Consider the following 18,397-nt stretch of genomic DNA (forward strand, 5'->3'; position numbering starts at 1 on the left):
CGTGACATAGGCGTGGCCCGTGGCGTTGAATGAGGGCGTGAGCCTCAAACGGGACGTAGTGCATCGAGTTCAACGGCTGGTGGTCAACCCGGTGGGCCGGCAATTGCCGGTGACCATGCTGGAAACGACGGGCCGCAAGAGCGGGCAGCCGCGACGCACCCCGGTCGGCGGTCGCGTCGTGGACGACAAGTTCTGGATGGTCTCCGAACACGGTGACCACTCGGATTACGTCCGCAACATCAAGGCCAACCCATCCGTTCGGGTGCGCCTCGGCGGCGGGTGGCGCAACGGCACCGCTCACCTGATGCCCGACGACGACGCCGTGGCGCGGCTGGGCAATCTTCCGAAGCTCAACAGCGCGGTCGTGCGGCTGATGGGCAGCGACCTGCTGACCATCCGCGTCGACCTGGACTGAGGTCGACCGGGCTGTCGCCCGTCGGCGCTAGTGTCGGCGCATGGCCTACGACGAAGACCTGGCCAACCGGGTGCGCGAATTGCTCGCCCGCCAGCCCGGCGTGGACGAGAAGCCGATGTTCGGCGGGCTCGCGTTCCTGCTCGGCGGCCACATGGCCGTCGCGGTCAGCAGCAAGGGCGGACTGATGGTGCGGGTGCCGCCAGACGACACCGCGAAGCTGCTCGAGCGCGCGCATGCCAGCCCGATGGTGATGGCCGGCCGCGAGACCCGGGGCTGGCTGCGCGTCGATGCCGCGGGCGTGAAAACCAAACGCCAGCTTGAGAGTTGGATTGCCCACGGCGTGGGGTACGTCCAGACCCTGCCGCCGAAATAGCCGGCACGTTTGCCGGTACGCGGCTGGGGTACCGATCAACGACTAAAGGGGATGAGCCCGCGCGAGTAGGCTGACACCGTCACCGAGGAACGGAGCAGCGATCATGGCCGGCTCACCCACATTCGTCATCGTCGGCGGCGGACTCGCCGGGGCTAAGGCGGCAGAAGCGTTACGCGACAAGGGCTTTGATGGTAAGGTCGTGCTGTTCGCCGACGAGGATCATCTGCCCTACGAGCGGCCCCCGCTCTCCAAGGAGTACCTGGCGGGCAAGAAGTCACTGACCGACTTCACCGTGCAGAACTCCCAGTGGTACAACGACCACAACATCGACGTGCGGCTCGAATGCCGGGTCGCGGCGCTGGACGCGGGCAATCGCACCGTCGCCCTGGCCGATGGCACCACGGTGGCCTACGACAAGCTGCTGCTCGCGACGGGCTCGGCCTCGCGACGCCCACCGATACCCGGCTCCGACGCGAAAGGAGTGCACTATCTCCGCAGCTACGACGACGCGGCCGCACTGAATTCCGTTCTGAAGGAAGGGTCCTCGCTGGCCGTCGTGGGCGCCGGGTGGATCGGTCTCGAGGTGACGGCCGCCGCCCGTCAGCGCGGTGTCAATGTGACCGTCGTCGAGGCGGCCAAGCAGCCGTTGGCGGCGGCGCTGGGCGAGACGGTCGGTGAAGTCTTCGCCACCCTGCACCGCGATCACGGCGTCGATCTGCGGCTGGAGGCGAAGGTCGACGAGATCACGGTCGCCGGCGGGGCCGCCACCGGCTTGCGATTGGGCGACGGCTCGACGGTCGATGCCGACGCGGTGCTGGTGGCCGTGGGTGCCAGGCCGAACGTCGAACTCGCCGAGCGGGCCGGGCTGTCGATGGGCGACGGCGGGGTGCTGGTCGACAGTTCGCTGCGCACCAGCGACGCCGACATCTACGCGGTCGGCGACATCGCCGCCGCAGAGCACCCGCTGTTCGGCGAGCGCATCCGCACCGAACACTGGGCCAACGCGCTCAAGCAGCCGGCGGTGGCCGTGGACGGAATGCTCGGTGAGCCAGCCGAATACGCCGAGCTGCCGTACTTTTTCACCGATCAGTACGACCTGGGCATGGAGTATGTCGGCCACGCGCCCCGCTTCGACCGGGTGGTCTTTCGCGGCGACGTCGCAGGCCGCGAATTCGTGGCGTTCTGGCTCGACGACGCGAATCGCGTGCTCGCCGGGATGAACGTCAACATCTGGGACGTGCTCGACGATGTCAAGGCGTTGATCAAGTCGCAGTCGCCGGTCGATCCCGACAAGCTCGCCGACCCGCACTCGCCGCTGGGAGACCTGGTGGGCTGACCGCTAGTCGGTGGCGTCGTCCCGGGCGACCGGTATCCACGCGTGGTCGATGACCTCGGGCGGGTGGTGCGCCTGCAGGCGATCCCGCTCGGCGCGCCGGCGTTTGATCCGCAATCGCGCGTCGGCGGGAATCGTGACCAGCTCGTCGCAGGTCAGGTAGTGCGCGTCGTCGACGGCGTCGACCAGATCCGCCGCGACCCATCGGGAACCGAGCTCGCGCAACGTCATTCGAAGCTCATGAGTGAATCGCAGGGTGGTGTCGTGGGCCAGCTCGCGGGACACCCTGGCGTTGGTGGCAATGCGCTGCGCCAGTGTCGGCGGCGGCGTCGGTTCGGCAGGCGCGGCGGCGGCCTCGGCGGCGGCCGCCAGCAGCATCCTCGGGTTGTCGGCGTAGGTCGGGCTGGCCAGCTCGCCGGCCCCGGGCCCGCGGTGACCGACGCGGGCGATCGCGGCGTCGAGCATGCGGGCGGCTTTGGGTGACAAAGCATGGATGCTCGCGAGGTTGCCTTCGGCGGCCAGCGCGGCCAGCGTTGGGTCGTTACGCAAAGCCATTGCGAGGTCGCGGATTTCGTCCTTCACATAATCGCTGTCCATGATCATCCCGACGCCGGGAACCCTGGACCCGGCGCCGGTGGGCTGCAGCGCCGCGGCGGTGATGCCGGTGTCGATCAGCCACAGCGCCGTGAGGATCCAGCCTTGGTGAATCCGGTCCCGCAGCAACCGGATCCGCACGCCCAGGCTGGCGTCGGACAGCAGGCTCAGTTGTTCGGTATCCGCGTGCTCGGCGAGCGCCGCCGCGTTGTAGGCGCGCGTGTTGGCCCGCAGATGCCGCAACAGGGCGATGGACCGCGCGACCACCACCGCCTTGGCCGCCGGCCGCAACGGTCCCTCGGCCAATCGCGGCTGACCGAACGGCAACAGGTCTCCGACTTGTGGCTGTCCCACCAAAGCCGTTTGCACGATGGCTTTTTCGTCCCAACCCGGTAGCTGGGTGGCGGCGACGACGTTGCTTGACACCCCGACGTAGGGCCGGTGGCCGAAGGTCGCGATGGCCCTGCTCCCCCACTCCTCACCGACGACGCCGCCCAACGCCAGCACCTGGCCCATCGCCTGGTTGGCCGTGCGCAACCCGCTCAGCTGAACGTCCAGCGTGATCGGGGTCAACGGCCCGGGCAGCGCCTCGGCCAGGCTGGTCGCGCTGAACACGGGGAACCGCGGGTCGATGCGGTCGTCGAACTCGCCTTCCATGCCCTCGGGTGCCGCGCTGCGCAACTCCGATGACGACGTCAACCGTGGCGGCGCCTCGACCGGGATGGGCAGCTGTCCGCCGTGGTCGGTCGCGCCGGCAGGCCCGGCCCGGCGTCCGACGAGCCCCCGCGCGGTGTCGGTCACCGCCTCGATGGCCTTCCAGCCGAAATCGAAGGCCCAATCCTCTTGTGCGGCGGTGGGATCCAGCTCGGGGAACGGGTGCGTCCAGTCGGGGATGCGATGCAGGCGGGACCGCGGGGTCACGGAGCGCAGCAGCCGCCACGCGGTGATCACGTTGATGGTGTCCGGGGTGGCGAGATCCACCACCCCGGTGCGGTCGGTGTCGAGCGCCCGAACGAGGAAGCGCGCCAGGTCGTCGAGGTGCAGCACGCGAATCGGTTGCTCGGAGACCTTGGCGCGCACCAGCGTTGCCAGCGTGCGGCACACCATCCAGTCGAGCTGCCGGCCGACCGGCGGCGCGATCCGGATGATCAGGCTCGGGCCCCAGCTCGTGGACACCAGGTCCTCGGCCGGGTGATAGATGTCGGGCAGGCCAGCGGCCTGGGAGACGAACAGCAGGCGGGCGCCGGCGCGGCCGGCGGCGTGCGTCACGCGGGCGACACCGTGGATGTCGGCGCTGCCCGGCGCGCTCGGATCCACCGGGGCGAGGTGGATCACCGCGTCGGCCTCGTCGGCCAGGTGCTGCAGGATCGGGTCGCTCAGCGGCGCGCACACCAGGTCGGCGGCGGCGTCCAGGCAGGCGTGGGGGCGATCGGCGATGCCGCTGACCGTGTGCCCGGCAGCGACCAACTGCCGTACGACCAGCCGCCCGACGGTGCCGGTGGCGTCAGTAACCAAGATGTGCACGGCGGCTCACCTCCCCCAACGTCCATCTTCGACAATAGGCAAGCCCGTATCAACTGCGCGACCGCTAGCCCCCCAGCGATCGTTTGATCTGGGCTGATTCTGATGACTGGCTAGCGCAGAGTGGCACTGCCGTCCGCGGCGACGGCAACCTTGGCGCCGCCGATGTCCTCAATGACCGTCGCCTCGGCCGAGGCGGGATCGGCGATCACCGCCAATGCGCGGGCCCCGTCGGGCGTGCGCACGGCGACAAAGGCCTTCTCCGGCCGACCGTCACGGTCGAACGGCGTCGTCCATGCCTCGACGGTTCCGACGCCTTCCCAGTCGACCAATCCCTTTCGGGTCGGCTCGCGGTCGACGGCCGGTTGCACGTTCTCCCAACGGAATTCGGTCGGCGGCTCGGTACCGTACACGCCGAAGCTGTGCTTGGTCAGGTAGCCGCCGTTGGCGGTGACGAGCGCGCGCCGCCCGGGGTTGGCCACCAGCAGTTCGGCCGTCGTGGCGATGGAGTGCATGACGTAGTTGCTCCACGGCCCGCCCGCGAAGGTGAGCCCGCCGGTGACGGTCAACGGCCGGGCGGCATCGTCGACCGCCAACCCGAGTTCGGCCGCCGCCGCCTGCACGGCCACCGGGAAGCACGAGTACAGGTCGACATAGTCGACGTCGTCGATGCCGAGGCCGGCCAGCTCCAGCGCCCGCGCGCCGCCGATCCGGATGGCCGGCGAGCGGTGCAGCTCGTCGCGCTCGGCGATCGCGGACGTGTCGTGGGAGTCGGTCCCCGCGTGCGGAAACACCCAGCGGTCGGCGGGGATGTTGAGGCGTTGTGCCTGCTCGACGGAGGCCACGATCAGCGCGGCGCCCTGGTCGACCATGTTGTTGGAGTTCATCAGCTTGGTGTAGGGCCAGCTGATCATCCGGTTCTGCGGGCCGGTCTGCGCGATTTCCTCGGCGCCGACCGGTTTGCGGATCCAGGCGTTCGGGTTGTCGACGGCAACGGCGTTGAACCGCGACCACAGCTCGCTGATCCGCGTGCGGTGCTCGTCGATCGACTCGCCGCGGGCCAGCCGAAGCGAGTGCTCGAACAGCGGGTAGATGAACGCGGGCCGGTCCAGCTTGATCTTGATCTCCGCGTCGCCGGCCATCGGCACGTCCTCGCCGCTGACCTCGGCCATCGAGACGGAGTCGTCCTGCTGGGTCCACTGCAGCCTGGCGCCCAGCTTTTTGAGGCCGGTCCTGGTCCGCCAGGTCTCGGCGCCGGCCAGCAGCACGACGCCGGCGCGGCCCCGCTGAATGTCCAGGCACGCCTGGTTGAGCAGCGACTGCGGCACGTTACCGCCGACCGGGCTGTACAGCGTGCCGAAGTCGGAGCAGCCCAGCCGCTGGCCGAGCAGCAGCCCAGGGTCGCGGTAGTGCGCCGAGAGGACGTTGACGATCCGGACGGAGTCGACCGCCTCGAACACCTTGGAATCGGCGGCCTGGCGTGCGGCGGCGACCATGAGGTCGACCGGCTCCACGGATCGCGTTTCCGGGTCGATCTCGTCTCGGTGGTTGACCTGGCCGAAGCCGATCAGCACCGGCGTCCTGGGGTCCAGCGGCATAGGAACGAACTTAGCGTCCGTGCCACCCAACGCGACGAGAGCGTCGCGTTGGGTGCCGCGAGTGTGCCGCTAGTGTCACGCTCGGCGATGTTTCAAGAGGGACGGAGACTTTCGACGGATGACCGCACATTTGAGCTACCTCGAGGCCGTCATCGTCGGCGCCGCCCAGGGCGTCACCGAACTGTTCCCGGTGTCCAGCCTGGGGCACGCCATCCTGGTGCCCGCCCTGGTCGGCGGGCAGTGGGCGCAGGATCTCAACGTCTCCGCGCCGAAGTCGCCCTATCTCGCGTTCATTGTCGGGCTCCACGTCGCCACCGCGGCCGCCCTGCTGGTGTTCTTCTGGCGGGATTGGTTGCGGGTCCTCGGCGGGATCGCCTCCTCGGTGCGTTATCGCCGGATCCAGACGGCCAACGAGCGGCTGGCGTGGCTGCTGGTGGCCGGCACCATTCCGGTGGGCCTGGCGGGGTTGTTCCTGGAAAAGCTGTTCCGCACCACGCTGGGCAAGCCGATCCCGGCGGCGATCTTCTTGCTGCTCAACGGAATTGCGCTGTACGCGGGTGAGGTGCTGCGCCGTCGCGCCGCCGCCCAGCAGCTCGCGCCGGTCGGTGGCCCGGCCGAGCACACCGGTCAGGCCGTCGACGACCGGCTGGCCCAGCTGCCCATCGGGCGCGGTGTGGTGATCGGCGCCGCACAGATCCTGGCGCTGCTGCCCGGCATCAGCCGCTCGGGCATCACGATCGTGGCCGGCCTGTGGCGCGGCCTGTCGCACGAGGATGCCGCCCGCTTCTCGTTCCTGCTGGCGACGCCGATCATCCTGGCCGCCGGGGTGTACAAGATCCCGGACCTGTTCGGGCCGCTGGGCAGCGGGATCGGCGGCCAGGTACTGGCGGGCAGCGTCGCGTCCTTCGTCTGCGCCTACCTCGCGGTGCGCTTCCTCACCCGGTACTTCGAGACCCGCACCCTGACGCCGTTCGCCGTCTACTGCGCGATCGCCGGGGCGGGCAGCCTGGCCTGGCTCACCCTGCGCTAGGGCACGGGCTCGTTGCACGGCCGGAAGCCGAGTGCTGTGCTTATCAGATGGCAGACACGGCAGTTGGACTGAAGCTTCGCGACAAGGTCATCGTGATCACGGGCGGTGCCCGCGGCATCGGGCTCGCCACCGCGACCGCGCTGCACAATCTGGGCGCCAAGGTCGCGATCGGCGACATCGACGAGGTCAAGGTCAAGGAATCGGGAACCGCACTGGGCCTTGACGTTTACGGCAAGCTCGACGTCTCCGACCCACACTCGTTCGCCGAATTCCTCGACGACGTCGAACGCCAGCTCGGTCCCATCGACGTCCTGGTCAACAACGCGGGCATCATGCCGCTCGGCCTGATCATCGACGAACCCGACGCCGTCACCCGGCGCGTGCTCGACATCAACGTCTACGGCGTGATCCTGGGCACCAAGCTGGCGATCGAGCGCATGGTCCCCCGCGGCAAGGGACACGTCGTCAACGTCGCGTCGCTGGCCGGTGAGGGACACGTCCCCGGCGCGGCCACCTATTGCGCCAGTAAGCACGCGGTGATCGGGTTTACCGACACTGCCAGGCTCGAATACCGCAAGGCCGGCGTGAAGTTTTCGCTCGTAAATCCGACGTTCGTGAACACCGATCTGATCGCGGGCACCCAGGGTATGAAGGGATTCAGGAACGCGGAGCCCACCGACGTTGCCAATGCGATCGCGCAGCTGATTGCCAAGCCGAAGCCGCTAGTGCGGGTCACCAAGGCGGCCGGCGCAGTGATCGCGTCGAGCAAGTTCCTGCCGCGCGTCCTCTCCGAGGGGCTGAACCGCGTCATGGGTGGTGAGCACATCTTTACCGACGACGTGGACGCCGAGAAGCGCAAGGCCTACGAGGCGCGGGCCCGCGGCGAGGAGTGAATTCCGCGCCTGGCGGTGTTCACCGGCGGCACGCACAATCGAGAGAGTGAGCCCGCAAACGTCCACCTCCGCGCCCGCAATCCTGTCCCCCGACGAACTCGCCCTGATCGACAAATATTGGCGCGCCGCCAATTACCTGTCCGTCGGGCAGATCTATCTGCTGGACAACCCGCTGCTGACCGAGCCGCTCGGCGCTGACCACGTCAAACCCCGGCTGTTGGGGCACTGGGGCACGACGCCGGGGCTCAACCTGCTCTACGCGCACCTGAACCGGATCATCCGCAACCGCGACGCCAACGTCATTTACGTCACCGGACCCGGGCACGGCGGCCCCGGCCTGGTCGCCAACGCCTACCTAGAAGGCACCTACACGGAGGTGTACAGCGGCATCGGCGAGAACACCGAGGGCCTGCGAAAGTTGTTCCGCCAGTTCTCCTTTCCCGGCGGCATCCCCAGCCATGTCGCGGCCCAGACCCCGGGTTCCATCCACGAGGGCGGCGAGCTCGGCTACGCCCTGGTGCACGCCTACGGCGCGGCCTTCGACAACCCCGACCTGGTCGTCGCCTGCGTGATCGGCGACGGCGAGGCCGAGACCGGGCCGCTGGCCGCCAGCTGGCATTCCAACAAGTTCCTCAACCCGGCCGTCGACGGCGCGGTGCTGCCGATCCTGCACCTCAACGGCTACAAGATTGCCAACCCGACGGTGCTGGCCCGCATCCCGCACCTCGAGCTCGAGTCGCTGCTGCGCGGCTACGGCTACCGCCCGATCATCGTCGCAGGCGACGACCCGGCCGTCGTTCACCAGGAGTTGGCCGCCGCCCTGGACGACGCGTTCGACGACATCGCGGCCATCCAGCGCGCGGCGCGCGACGGCTCGACAGCCGAGCGGCCGGTGTGGCCGATGATCGTGCTGCGCACGCCCAAGGGCTGGACCGGCCCCAAGGTGGTCGACGGCAAGCAGGTCGAGGGCACCTGGCGTTCGCATCAGGTGCCGCTCGCCGAGACGCACGACAACCCCGCGCACCGCGCCCAGCTGGAAGAGTGGCTGCGCAGCTATGCGCCCGACGAGCTGTTCGACGGGCACGGCGCGCTGCGCGCGGAGCTGCGGGCGCTGGCGCCGACGGGAACCCGGCGGATGAGCGCGAACCCGCACGCCAACGGCGGGGTGCTGCTGCGCGAGCTGGATCTGCCGGACTTCCGCGACTACGCGGTGCCGGTCGAGCGCCCGGCCACGACGACCCACGAGGCCACCCGGGTGCTGGGGACATTCCTGCGCGACGTCATCACCCGCAACCCGGACCGCTTCCGGCTGATGGGGCCCGACGAGACCGCGTCCAACCGGCTGTCCGCCGTGTTCGAGACGACCGGCAAGGTCTGGATGTCGGAGACCGAGCCCGACGACGACGGGCTGGCGCGCGACGGCCGGGTCATGGAGGTGCTCTCCGAGCACCTGTGCCAGGGCTGGCTGGAGGGCTACCTGCTGACCGGGCGGCACGGGCTGTTCAACTGCTACGAGGCGTTCGTGCACATCGTCGATTCGATGCTCAACCAGCACGCTAAGTGGCTGGCCACCAGCCGCGAGCTGCCCTGGCGGCAGCCGATCGCTTCGCTGAACTACCTGCTGAGCTCGCACGTCTGGCGCCAGGACCACAACGGGGCATCGCACCAGGACCCCGGCTTCATCGACCTGGTCGCCAACAAGCGGGCCGAGATCTCGCGGGTCTATCTGCCGCCAGACGGCAACACGCTGCTATCGGTCGCCGATAACCGCAGCCGCGACTACGTCAACGTCATCGTCGCCGGTAAGCAGCCCGCGCTGGCCTACCTCGACATGGACGCCGCGATTGCCACTGCACCCGCGGGCTGGGCATCTGGGAGTGGGCCAGCACCGCCACCGGCGAACCCGACGTGGTGCTGGCCTGCGCCGGTGACATCCCGACGCAGGAGACCCTGGCCGCCGCCGACATCCTGCGCCGCGAACTACCCGACCTGGCCGTGCGGGTGGTCAACGTGGTCGACCTGATGCGACTGCAACCCGATACCGAACACCCGCACGGGCTGCCCGACCGGGAGTTCGACGCGCTGTTCACCCGCGACAAGCCGGTCATCTTCGCCTATCACGGGTATCCGTGGCTGATCCACCGGCTCAGCTACAGCCGCACCAACCACGCGCACCTCCACGTGCGCGGATTCAAGGAGCGCGGCACCACCACCACGCCATTCGACATGGTGATGCTCAACGACCTGGACCGCTTCCACCTGGTGATGGACGTGATCGACTGGGTGGACGGGCTGGCCGCGCGCGCGGCGATGCTGCGCCAGCGGATGGTCGACGCCCGCTTGGGCGCCCGCCGGTACACCCGCGAGCACGGCGAGGACGACCCGCAGATCGCCAACTGGACGTGGGAGTCGACGTGACCTGGGCCGCAGTGGCGCGCCGGTAAGCTGGTCGAATGCCCGACGCAACCGTTGACGCCATCCATCCGGTGGTGTCCGAGCTGTCGGCGCTACACCGGCTGCGGATCTACCTGGACCTCGGCGTTGTCGTCGCCGTGCTGGTGCTGACGAACCTGATCGCGCACTTCACCACGCCGATGGCCAGCATCGCGACCGTGCCCGTGGCCGCCATCGGGCTGGTGTTCCTGATGCGGTCCAACGGGCTGGATTGGGCCGACCTGGGCCTGGGCCGCGAGCACTGGCGGTCGGGCCTCGCCTATGCGCTGGCCGCGGTGGGCGTAGTGGCGTCGGTGATCGCCGTCGGTGTGCTGCTGCCGATGACCCGGCCGATGTTCATGAACAACCACTACGCCACCATCTCCGGCGCGCTGATCGCCTCGATGGTGATCATCCCGCTGCAGACCGTGATCCCCGAGGAACTCGCCTTCCGCGGCGTGCTGCACGGCGCGCTGCACCGCGCGTGGGGCTTTCGCGGCGTCGCGCTGGCCGGTTCGCTGCTGTTCGGGCTGTGGCACGTCGCCACCTCGCTGGGCCTGACGAGCAGCAACGTCGGCTTCACCCGGCTGTTCGGCGGTGGGTTTTTCGGGATGCTGGCCGGTGTGACGCTAGCCGTATTGGCCACCGGCACAGCGGGATTCGTCTTCAGCTGGCTGCGCCGGCGCAGCGGCAGCCTGATCGCGCCGATCGCGCTGCACTGGTCGCTGAACGGGCTGGGCGCCCTGGCCGCCGCGCTGGTCTGGCATCTGTCGGCCTGAGGGCCTCACACCAATAGCACCGCGGCGCCTGCGATGCGGCCGGCCGCCAGGTCGCCGAGCGCCCGATCCGCTCGTCCGAGCGGGTATTCCGGCGTGGTCACCTCGATGCGATGCCGACCCGCGAACTCGAGAAACTCACGCGCATCGGCCCGGGTGTTCGACGTCACCGATCGGACCTGTCGCTCCTGGAACAGGTGGCGCTGATAATTCAGCGTCGGGATGTCCGACAGATGGATCCCGGCGATTGCCAACGTGCCACCGCGGTCCAGCGCCTCGAGCGCGGGCAGCACCAGGTCGCCGACCGGCGCGAACAGGATCGCGGCATCCAGCGGCACGGGCGGCGGATCGGCCGCGCCCTGGGCCGACGCCGCCCCCAGCTCCATCGCCAGCTCACGCGCCCGCTCGCCGCGGGTCATCACGTGCACCTCGGCGCCCTGCGCCAGCGCGACCTGCGCGGTGATGTGGGCGCTGGCGCCGAAGCCGTAGAGGCCCAGCCGCCCGCCGGGTGGCAGCTCGGCCCGCAGCAGCGAGCGATACCCGATGATGCCGGCGCATAGCAGCGGCGCCAGCTCGCTGTCGGTGTAGCCGTCCGGCAGGTGGTGCGCGAATGCCCCTGGCACCGTGGCGAATTCGGCGTAGCCGCCGTCGGCGTCCCAGCCGGTGTAGCGGGACTTCGGGCACAGGTTCTCGGCTCCCCGCCGGCAATAGATACAGACCCCGCAGGTGTGCCGCAGCCACGCGATGCCGACGCGGTCGCCCACCCGGAACGCATCGCCCGCGTCGGCCCCGACTTCGACGACCTCCCCCACCACCTCGTGGCCGGGTGTCACCCGGTCGCGGTGCACGGGCAGGTCGCCCTCGGTGACGTGAAGGTCGGTGCGGCACACGCCGCATGCGCGCACGGCCACTAGCAGCTCCGCCGGGCCGGGTCGCGGCACATCGGCGCTGACTTGCTCGAGCGGGTGGCTGTCCATCGGCCCGGGCCGACGCACCCGCCACGCGCGCATCGTCTTCGTCGCCGCCGGGGCCATCACCCCATCATGCCGCCGGACCGCCGAACGGCGTCAGGGCAAGGGCGCCGCGTTACAACGTCTTGGTGCGGGACGTGGCGAACTTGTAGATGAGCAGCAGCAGGACCGCGCCCACCAATGCGCCCAGGAACGAGTGCTGGATGGGCGGGTGAATGTCGAATTTGTGCGGCGGGAAGACGACGCTGCCCACGGTGCCGCCGACATACGAGCCGACGATGCCGAGTACTGCGGTGGCGACCCAGCCCATCGGCTGCTTGCCGGGCACGATGAGACGCGCAATCAGGCCGACGACGAGGCCGAGAACGATTAGCCAGACGATGTGCACGATCGGCTCCTCCGGGTATTAACTGACGGGCGATACCCGCAGTGGGTACCCAACGCCGCCTAACTCAACCCTGTGGCCGAATTGCTGCTGGGCTCGCAACGATTCGGCTCCAAGCGTCGCCGGCCCTACTTCTCGACGGTTGCCGACGCGCTCTTTGCCAGGGGCGGGTCAGGTAGTCGGCAGGGTCCGCGTCGTCGGTGCAGCGGGTGCAGCCGGCGCGGCGGGAGGAGCGCCGTCGGTGGCCGGCGCGTCCGGAGCGGGCGCCGGTGCGCCCGGGGCGGGAGCCGGCGCAGGCGCCCCCGGCGGAGCACCGGGCGGGGCGGGAGCGGCCGGCGGGGCCGTCCACGGCTGGATCGACTCGGCCAGCGCCTTGGCGGCGCCCCTGTCGACAGGGTCGTTCGACGTTCCCAGGTAGACCACGAACCAGCGCTGCGGCGCACCGCCGGTCGAAGCATTCGCGGGGGCACTGACCACGCCGGTCCAGATCTGGCCGTTCGGCTTGGAGGCGTCACTGAACTTGACCTCGTAGAACGAGCCGCTGCCCGTTATTCCGTTGGCGCCGGTGAGCGGAGTCGCCTCCTGGTTGATCCGGGTGCCGGGATACGGCATGAAGAACTCACCCATGTCCGAGCCGAGCCGGACCGCGGCCTTGGCGTCGTTCGCCTCGGCGCTGGCGTAAAGCTTCGCGTCCAGCCGCCCCATCACGATGCGCGTGTCGTTGGCGACCGGGGGCGCCTGGCCGGGTTGCGGCGGCGGGCCCGTCGTCTTGCTCAGCAGCTCCGAGCCGTAGTCGAGGTGCGTGGCGTCGGACTCCACCCAGCCGGGCGGCACGACGAAGCTGAAGCCGCCGACGGCGTTGCCGACCCGGCCGGCGTTCGGGTCCGGGGGCGGCGGCGGAATCGGCGCGTTGGGATCGACCGGCGGCGGAGGCGGCGCGTTCGGGTCAACGGGTGGTGCAGGAACGGGCGCCCCCGGCGCGGCGGGGACACCGGGCGCGGGCGCTGCCGCGGGTGCGGGCGACGCGGGTGCGGCCGCCGGCGGCGCCGCGGCCGTCGTGCTCGGCGGGACCGGAGTCGGGACCTCGGGGTCGGCAGTCGCGGTTGCTGGCAAGGCAATAGTGACGGCGCTGGCACTGGTCACCGTGGCGATCGCGAGCGTCGCCCACAGCCCCCTGCGGCGTGTCGATTGCGGGTCAACCTGGCTCATGGCGACAAACCTACCGTGTTACGGCCGTGAAGCGAGGAAGCCAAGCGGGGACATGCCATGCGGTTTTGCCGTTGTTGCCAACACGTGATGCGACGGCGTCTGCGCAGCTCACCGCCCGGGGTGTCGCTGGGCCGTCGGGTACAGCGCCACCTCGGCGGCCTTGACGACGAACCAGACCAGGTCACCGGGTGCCAGCTGAAGCTCCGCGGCCGCGTCGACGGTGATCTCGGCGGCCAGGCCGGGCGCGCCGTCGGGTTGCTCGAGTCCCCGCACCAACACCGCGGATCCGCGGATGTCCAGCTCGGCCACCGTCGACTCGACGCAGTTGCGGGGGCTGCCGTGCGGGCGTTCCCGGAACACGGCCACCGCCGTCGGCCCGAACACCGCGATCGCCGCGTCGCCGCCGGCAAGCTCGGGCGCCGCGCTCCCGTGCCAGTCGATGCCCGTCGATGCCCGCAGCGAGCCGTTCGGGCCGATCGTCCCGTTGACGAGGTTGACCCCGGCGATCCGGGCGCCGAAATGGCTGCGTGGCGCGCTCAGCACGTCGGGCACCGGGCCGATCTCGGCGATCTTCCCGCCCTCGAGAACTAGCACCCGATCGGCGAGCGTGAAGACGTCGAGCAGGTCGTGGGTGATCAGGATGACGGCGCAGCCGCTGCGGCTGACGGCGGTGCGCAGCACGCCGCGGATGGCCGCGGCCGCCGTGACGTCGAGGCCGGTCAACGGCTCGTCGAGGAGCAGCACGTCGGGCTCGGCGGCCAACGCCCGCGCGATCGCCACCCGCTGGGCCTGGCCGCCGGACAGCTGCCGCGGCTTGCGGTCGGCGAACTGCTCGGCGTCCACCTCGCGCAGCCAGCCCAGCGCCGCCCGCTTCTGCTCGGCCCGCGAGGAACGCAGCCCCCCGCGGCGGCTGTGCGGCCCGAAGGCGACGTTGGCGACGACGCTCATGTGCGGGAACAGCAGCGGGTCCTGCAAAAGCAGCCCGACCCGGCGCTCGTGCGTCGCGACATCCACCCCGGCCGTCGTGTCCGTGAGCACCCGATCGCCCAGCCGCACCACGCCCTCGTCGGGGCGGACCAGCCCCGCGATGACATGCAGGGCGGTCGACTTGCCGGCCCCGTTGGGCCCCAGCACCGCGAGCACCTCGCCCGCGGACACCGAGAACTCCACGTCCAGCGAGCGGTCGGCGACCACCGCGCGAAGCTGCAGTTCACTCATGGCCGGTCACCTGGCTTCGTTTCCGGTCAGCCGGCCCGCGCCCACGCCTAGCACCACCACCGCGGCCACCACGACGAGCAGGATCGACAACGCCACCGCCGCATCGGCATCGGTCACCCGCTGCAGGTAGATCTCCAACGGCAGCGTGCGGGTCACACCCTGCCGCGAGCCGGCGAACGTCAGCGTCGCGCCGAACTCCCCCAGCGAGCGTGCGAAGGCCAGGATCGCCCCCGACACCATGCCGGGCAGCAGCAGCGGCAGGGTGACGCGCCACCACACCGTGCTGGGCCGCGCCCCCAGCGTCGCGGCCACTAATTCATAGTCGGCGCCCGCGGTCCGGGCGGCGCCCTCCAACGAGATCACCAGGAACGGCAACGAGACGAACGTCTGCGCCAGCACCACCGCGGTCGTGCTGAACGCGATGCTGATGCCCGCGGCCTCCAAATACTGGCCGAGCAGCCCGAGCCGGCCGAACGCGTAGAGCAGCGCGATGCCACCCACCACCGGCGGCAGCACCAGCGGCAGCAGGATCAGCGGCCGCAGCACGCGCACCAACCGCCCGGTGCTGCGCGCCAGCACCAACGCCATCGGCACGCCGAACAGCACGCACAGCGCGGTGCTCGCGGCGGCGGTTTTCAGGCTCAGCAGCAGCGCCGTCTTGGACGATGTGCTGGTGATCAGCGACCAGAAGTTCGGCCAGTCGACCTTGATCGCGATCGCCACCAGTGGCAGCACCACGAAGACGGTCCCCGCGGCGGCGGGGATGTACACCCAACGAGGCGGGTCCGCAGGCCGGTGCACGACGGGGGTCAGGGCTTGGCGAAGCCCGACTGGGCCAGGATCTGCTGGCCTGCATCCGAATTCACCAGGGTGACGAACTTCTGCGCCTCCGCGGGCAACGGCGCCTTCTTCAGCACGCCGATCGGATAGACGTTCGTCGCCCCGGCGGACTCCGCAAAGTTGACCGTTGCCACCTTGCTCCCGGCGTTCCTCGCGTCGGTGACGTAGACCAGCGCGGCGTCGGCCTGCCCGGTGATCACCTTGTTGAGCGCGTCGGTCACGCTGAGCTCCTCACTGACCGGGTTGAGGCGCACCCCCGTGCTGGTCTCGACGCGCTGCGTCGCCGCCCCGCACGGCACGGGTTGCTGGCAGATCACCACGCTGATCCCGGGCTTGGCGAGGTCGGCGAACGAACCGACCTTCTTCGGGTTGCCCGGCGCGGTCACGATGACCAAGGTGTTGGACGCGAAGTTCGTCGGGCTCCCCGCCACCAAGCCCGCCTTGACGACGGTGTCCATCTGCGCGGTGTCGGCCGACGCGAACACGTCGGCCGTCGCACCCTGCGTCAGCTGGGTGGCCAGCTCCGAGGAGCCGGCGAAGTCGAATTCCACGCCGTCGCCGGGGTTGTCGCTCTTGAATCGGCTGCTGATCTGGGTAAACGCGGGCTTGAGCGAGGCCGCCGCGAACACCACGATCGACCCAGCGAGGTGCGTGGTCGGCGTCGACGGCGGCGGCGGCGACTTCGGGCTGCACGCCACCAGGCCCGCGATCAGCATTGTCGAACCCAAACCGGCCAAGACCCCGATCCGACGCATGGTTGGAACCCTAGCGGCGCTGGCCGATCCGCACCGGGCGCCATGACCGCCAAATAGTTATGAATTAGTCTGCGCGTCGCGCTGTCCTTAGTTTCCCCTTAGAGCTACTGTCCAGTAACATCGTTTTGATCGACGCCATAACACGCTGAGAGTCCAGGCAACGATCCGGTGGTTCGCCACCATAAGCGCTGGTAAAGCCAGGGTCTGGGTTCGAGGTTGAACACGAGGAGGTCATGGCAGTGGAGGTGCTGGTTACCGGTGGAGACACCGAGCTGGGGCGCACGGTAGCCGAGGGTTTTCGCGATGACGGCCACAATGTGACCCTGGTGGGCGCCCGGCGCAGCGATCTGGAGGTCGCCGCCAAGGAGCTGGACGTCGACGCGATCGTCTGCGACACCACCGACCCGGCCAGCCTCGACGACGCTCGCAACCTGTTCCCCCAGCACCTCGACACCATCGTCAACGTGCCCGCGCCGAGCTGGGATGCCGGCGACCCGCGCACCTATTCGATGGCCGACACCGCGAAGGCGTGGCGTAACACCCTCGATGCGACGCTGCTGTCGGCGGTGCTGACGGTGCAAGCGGTCGGTGACAATTTGAGCTCCGGTGGCTCCATCATCAGCGTGGTGCCCGAGAACCCGGCCGCCGGCGGGGCCGACGCGGCCATCAAAGCGGCCCTGTCGAATTGGGCAGCCGGACAGGCCACTGTCTTCGGCACCCGCGGCATCACCGTCAACGTGGTGGCCAGCGGCCGCAGCGCCCAGCCCGGCTACGACGGCCTGTCGCGCACGCCGCCTTCGGTGGCCGCGGAGGTCGCCCGGTTGTCGTTGTTCCTGACCACCCCGGCGGCCCGCCACATCACCGGCCAGACGCTGCACGTCAGCCACGGAGCGCTGGCGCAGTTCGCCTGACGGCTTTCGCTATCAGCTGAGGCCCTTTCACTTTCGGAGCCGATCGCTACGGTGGACACGTGGCAATTCGACTCGGTCTGCAGATTCCCAACTTCTCCTACGGCACCGGGGTGGAGCAGCTCTTCCCCACCGTCATCGCCCAGGCCCAAGAGGCCGAATCGGCCGGTTTCGACTCGGTCTTCGTGATGGACCACTTCTACCAACTGCCCATGCTGGGCGACCCCGACCAACCGATGCTGGAGGCCTACACCGCGCTGGCCGCGTTGGCCACCGCGACGCAACGGGTGCAGCTGGGCACCTTGGTGACCGGCAATACGTATCGCAATCCGACGCTGCTGGCCAAGATCATCACCACCCTGGACGTGATCAGCCAGGGCCGCGCGATCCTGGGCATCGGCACCGGCTGGTTCGAGCTCGAGCACGACCAGCTGGGCTACGACTTCGGCACGTTCACCGACCGGTTCAACCGGCTCGACGAGTCGCTGCAAATCATCCTGCCGATGATCAAGGGCGAGCGACCGACGTTCTCGGGCACCTACTACCGGGCCACCGAGGCTATGGCCAATCCCCGCTTCCGCGACCACATTCCGCTGATGATCGGCGGCAGCGGTGAGAAGAAGACCATCCCGCTCGCCGCACGACATTTCGATCACTTCAACGTGATCGCCGGGTTCGACGAACTGCCCCGCAAGATTGCGGTGGTGCGCGAGCAGTGCGAGAAGGTCGGCCGCGACCCGGCCACGCTGGAGACCAGCATGCTGATCACCGTGCTCCTCGACGAGAACCTCTCGGCAGACCAGATTCCGGCGGAGATGACCCAGCGCATGGTGGCGGGCAGCGCCGCTTCGGTTGCCGATCAGATCAAGACGAAGGTGATCGACGCGGGGATCGACAGCTTGGTGATCAACATCCCGTTCTATTCGCCGGGCATCGTCGCGGCGGCCGGCGAGGCGTTGCGGCCCGTGGTGGGTTTGTAACCGACGCCTCATTCGGGCGCCGGCATGACGTGAATCACGTTCTGGCGACCTGGGGTAACGGCCTGGGTGTGGTTGATTACACAGGCTTACTATGCGGATTCGGCTGGGCCGTTGACTAGCGTGATAGCTAACTGCACTCGCGCATCAATGGAGCCCCGTCAGGAG

Annotated in this window: 16 protein-coding genes and 1 pseudogene; 9 read left to right on the forward strand and 8 right to left on the reverse strand. The window is 69.4% G+C overall.

The features are described 5' to 3' along the window. The first annotated feature begins 37 nt into the window (after positions 1 to 37). The 3 genes from MRAB57_RS22560 to MRAB57_RS22570 all read left to right on the forward strand — a co-directional run bounded on the left by MRAB57_RS22560 (position 38) and on the right by MRAB57_RS22570 (position 2,124). On the forward strand, positions 38 to 415 hold the full coding sequence (locus MRAB57_RS22560; protein ID WP_077090783.1) for a nitroreductase family deazaflavin-dependent oxidoreductase: 378 nt from the start codon (positions 38 to 40) through the stop codon (positions 413 to 415). A 40-nt stretch (positions 416 to 455) separates the two neighbouring features. Beyond that, complete coding sequence (locus tag MRAB57_RS22565; RefSeq protein WP_077089314.1) at positions 456 to 788, forward strand: TfoX/Sxy family protein; 333 nt, start codon at positions 456 to 458, stop codon at positions 786 to 788. A 103-nt stretch (positions 789 to 891) separates the two neighbouring features. Then, positions 892 to 2,124: an NAD(P)/FAD-dependent oxidoreductase gene (locus MRAB57_RS22570; RefSeq protein WP_077089315.1), complete on the forward strand. Its 1,233-nt coding sequence runs from the start codon at positions 892 to 894 to the stop codon at positions 2,122 to 2,124. Between the two features lie 3 nt (positions 2,125 to 2,127). Here MRAB57_RS22570 and MRAB57_RS22575 read toward each other — a convergent pair whose 3' ends face one another. Next, complete coding sequence (locus tag MRAB57_RS22575; RefSeq protein ID WP_077089316.1) at positions 2,128 to 4,239, reverse strand: NAD-dependent epimerase/dehydratase family protein; 2,112 nt, start codon at positions 4,237 to 4,239, stop codon at positions 2,128 to 2,130. Between the two features lie 110 nt (positions 4,240 to 4,349). Then, positions 4,350 to 5,834: an acetyl-CoA acetyltransferase gene (locus MRAB57_RS22580; RefSeq protein WP_077089317.1), complete on the reverse strand. Its 1,485-nt coding sequence runs from the start codon at positions 5,832 to 5,834 to the stop codon at positions 4,350 to 4,352. A gap of 118 nt (positions 5,835 to 5,952) precedes the next feature. On the opposite strand from MRAB57_RS22580, the gene MRAB57_RS22585 reads away from it, so the two are divergent. From MRAB57_RS22585 to MRAB57_RS22600, 4 genes and pseudogenes are all read left to right on the forward strand, one after another. Next, entirely contained in the window at positions 5,953 to 6,864 is a 912-nt protein-coding gene (locus MRAB57_RS22585) for an undecaprenyl-diphosphate phosphatase (protein ID WP_077089318.1), read from the forward strand. A gap of 47 nt (positions 6,865 to 6,911) precedes the next feature. Continuing rightward, entirely contained in the window at positions 6,912 to 7,757 is an 846-nt protein-coding gene (locus tag MRAB57_RS22590) for an SDR family oxidoreductase (protein WP_077089319.1), read from the forward strand. 46 nt (positions 7,758 to 7,803) lie between these two features. Further along, a pseudogene (locus MRAB57_RS22595) lies at positions 7,804 to 10,175 on the forward strand (phosphoketolase family protein). Between the two features lie 35 nt (positions 10,176 to 10,210). Then, on the forward strand, positions 10,211 to 10,969 hold the full coding sequence (locus MRAB57_RS22600; RefSeq protein ID WP_077089320.1) for a CPBP family intramembrane glutamic endopeptidase: 759 nt from the start codon (positions 10,211 to 10,213) through the stop codon (positions 10,967 to 10,969). A 5-nt stretch (positions 10,970 to 10,974) separates the two neighbouring features. On the opposite strand, the gene MRAB57_RS22605 is transcribed toward MRAB57_RS22600, so the two are convergent. The 6 genes from MRAB57_RS22605 to modA form a co-directional block, all read right to left on the reverse strand. Then, complete coding sequence (locus MRAB57_RS22605; RefSeq protein WP_077089321.1) at positions 10,975 to 12,003, reverse strand: zinc-binding alcohol dehydrogenase family protein; 1,029 nt, start codon at positions 12,001 to 12,003, stop codon at positions 10,975 to 10,977. Between the two features lie 49 nt (positions 12,004 to 12,052). Then, complete coding sequence (locus MRAB57_RS22610) at positions 12,053 to 12,328, reverse strand: GlsB/YeaQ/YmgE family stress response membrane protein (protein WP_342743367.1); 276 nt, start codon at positions 12,326 to 12,328, stop codon at positions 12,053 to 12,055. Positions 12,329 to 12,493: 165 nt separating this feature from the next. Then, complete coding sequence (locus MRAB57_RS22615) at positions 12,494 to 13,531, reverse strand: alanine and proline-rich secreted protein Apa (protein WP_077089322.1); 1,038 nt, start codon at positions 13,529 to 13,531, stop codon at positions 12,494 to 12,496. Positions 13,532 to 13,639: 108 nt separating this feature from the next. Further along, positions 13,640 to 14,749 carry a sulfate/molybdate ABC transporter ATP-binding protein gene (locus MRAB57_RS22620; RefSeq protein WP_077089323.1) on the reverse strand — a complete coding sequence of 370 codons (1,110 nt, stop codon included), beginning with the start codon at positions 14,747 to 14,749 and terminating at the stop codon, positions 13,640 to 13,642. A gap of 6 nt (positions 14,750 to 14,755) precedes the next feature. Then, the gene (locus tag MRAB57_RS22625; protein ID WP_077089324.1) at positions 14,756 to 15,550 is read right to left on the reverse strand and encodes an ABC transporter permease; all 795 of its coding nucleotides are present in this window, start codon (positions 15,548 to 15,550) and stop codon (positions 14,756 to 14,758) included. A gap of 8 nt (positions 15,551 to 15,558) precedes the next feature. Further along, positions 15,559 to 16,344 carry a molybdate ABC transporter substrate-binding protein gene (gene modA / locus MRAB57_RS22630; protein ID WP_077089325.1) on the reverse strand — a complete coding sequence of 262 codons (786 nt, stop codon included), beginning with the start codon at positions 16,342 to 16,344 and terminating at the stop codon, positions 15,559 to 15,561. Positions 16,345 to 16,577: 233 nt separating this feature from the next. Here modA and MRAB57_RS22635 point away from each other — a divergent pair, with 233 nt between their 5' ends. Both MRAB57_RS22635 and MRAB57_RS22640 read left to right on the forward strand, forming a co-directional pair. Next, positions 16,578 to 17,255 (forward strand): SDR family oxidoreductase, encoded by a 678-nt coding sequence (locus MRAB57_RS22635; RefSeq protein ID WP_077089326.1) that lies wholly within the window; start codon positions 16,578 to 16,580, stop codon positions 17,253 to 17,255. Positions 17,256 to 17,314: 59 nt separating this feature from the next. Further along, positions 17,315 to 18,232: an LLM class F420-dependent oxidoreductase gene (locus MRAB57_RS22640; RefSeq protein WP_077089327.1), complete on the forward strand. Its 918-nt coding sequence runs from the start codon at positions 17,315 to 17,317 to the stop codon at positions 18,230 to 18,232. The last annotated feature ends 165 nt before the right edge of the window (positions 18,233 to 18,397 follow it).

It is taken from the genome of Mycobacterium rhizamassiliense (assembly GCF_900157375.1).
GTDB classification, from domain to species: domain Bacteria; phylum Actinomycetota; class Actinomycetes; order Mycobacteriales; family Mycobacteriaceae; genus Mycobacterium; species Mycobacterium rhizamassiliense.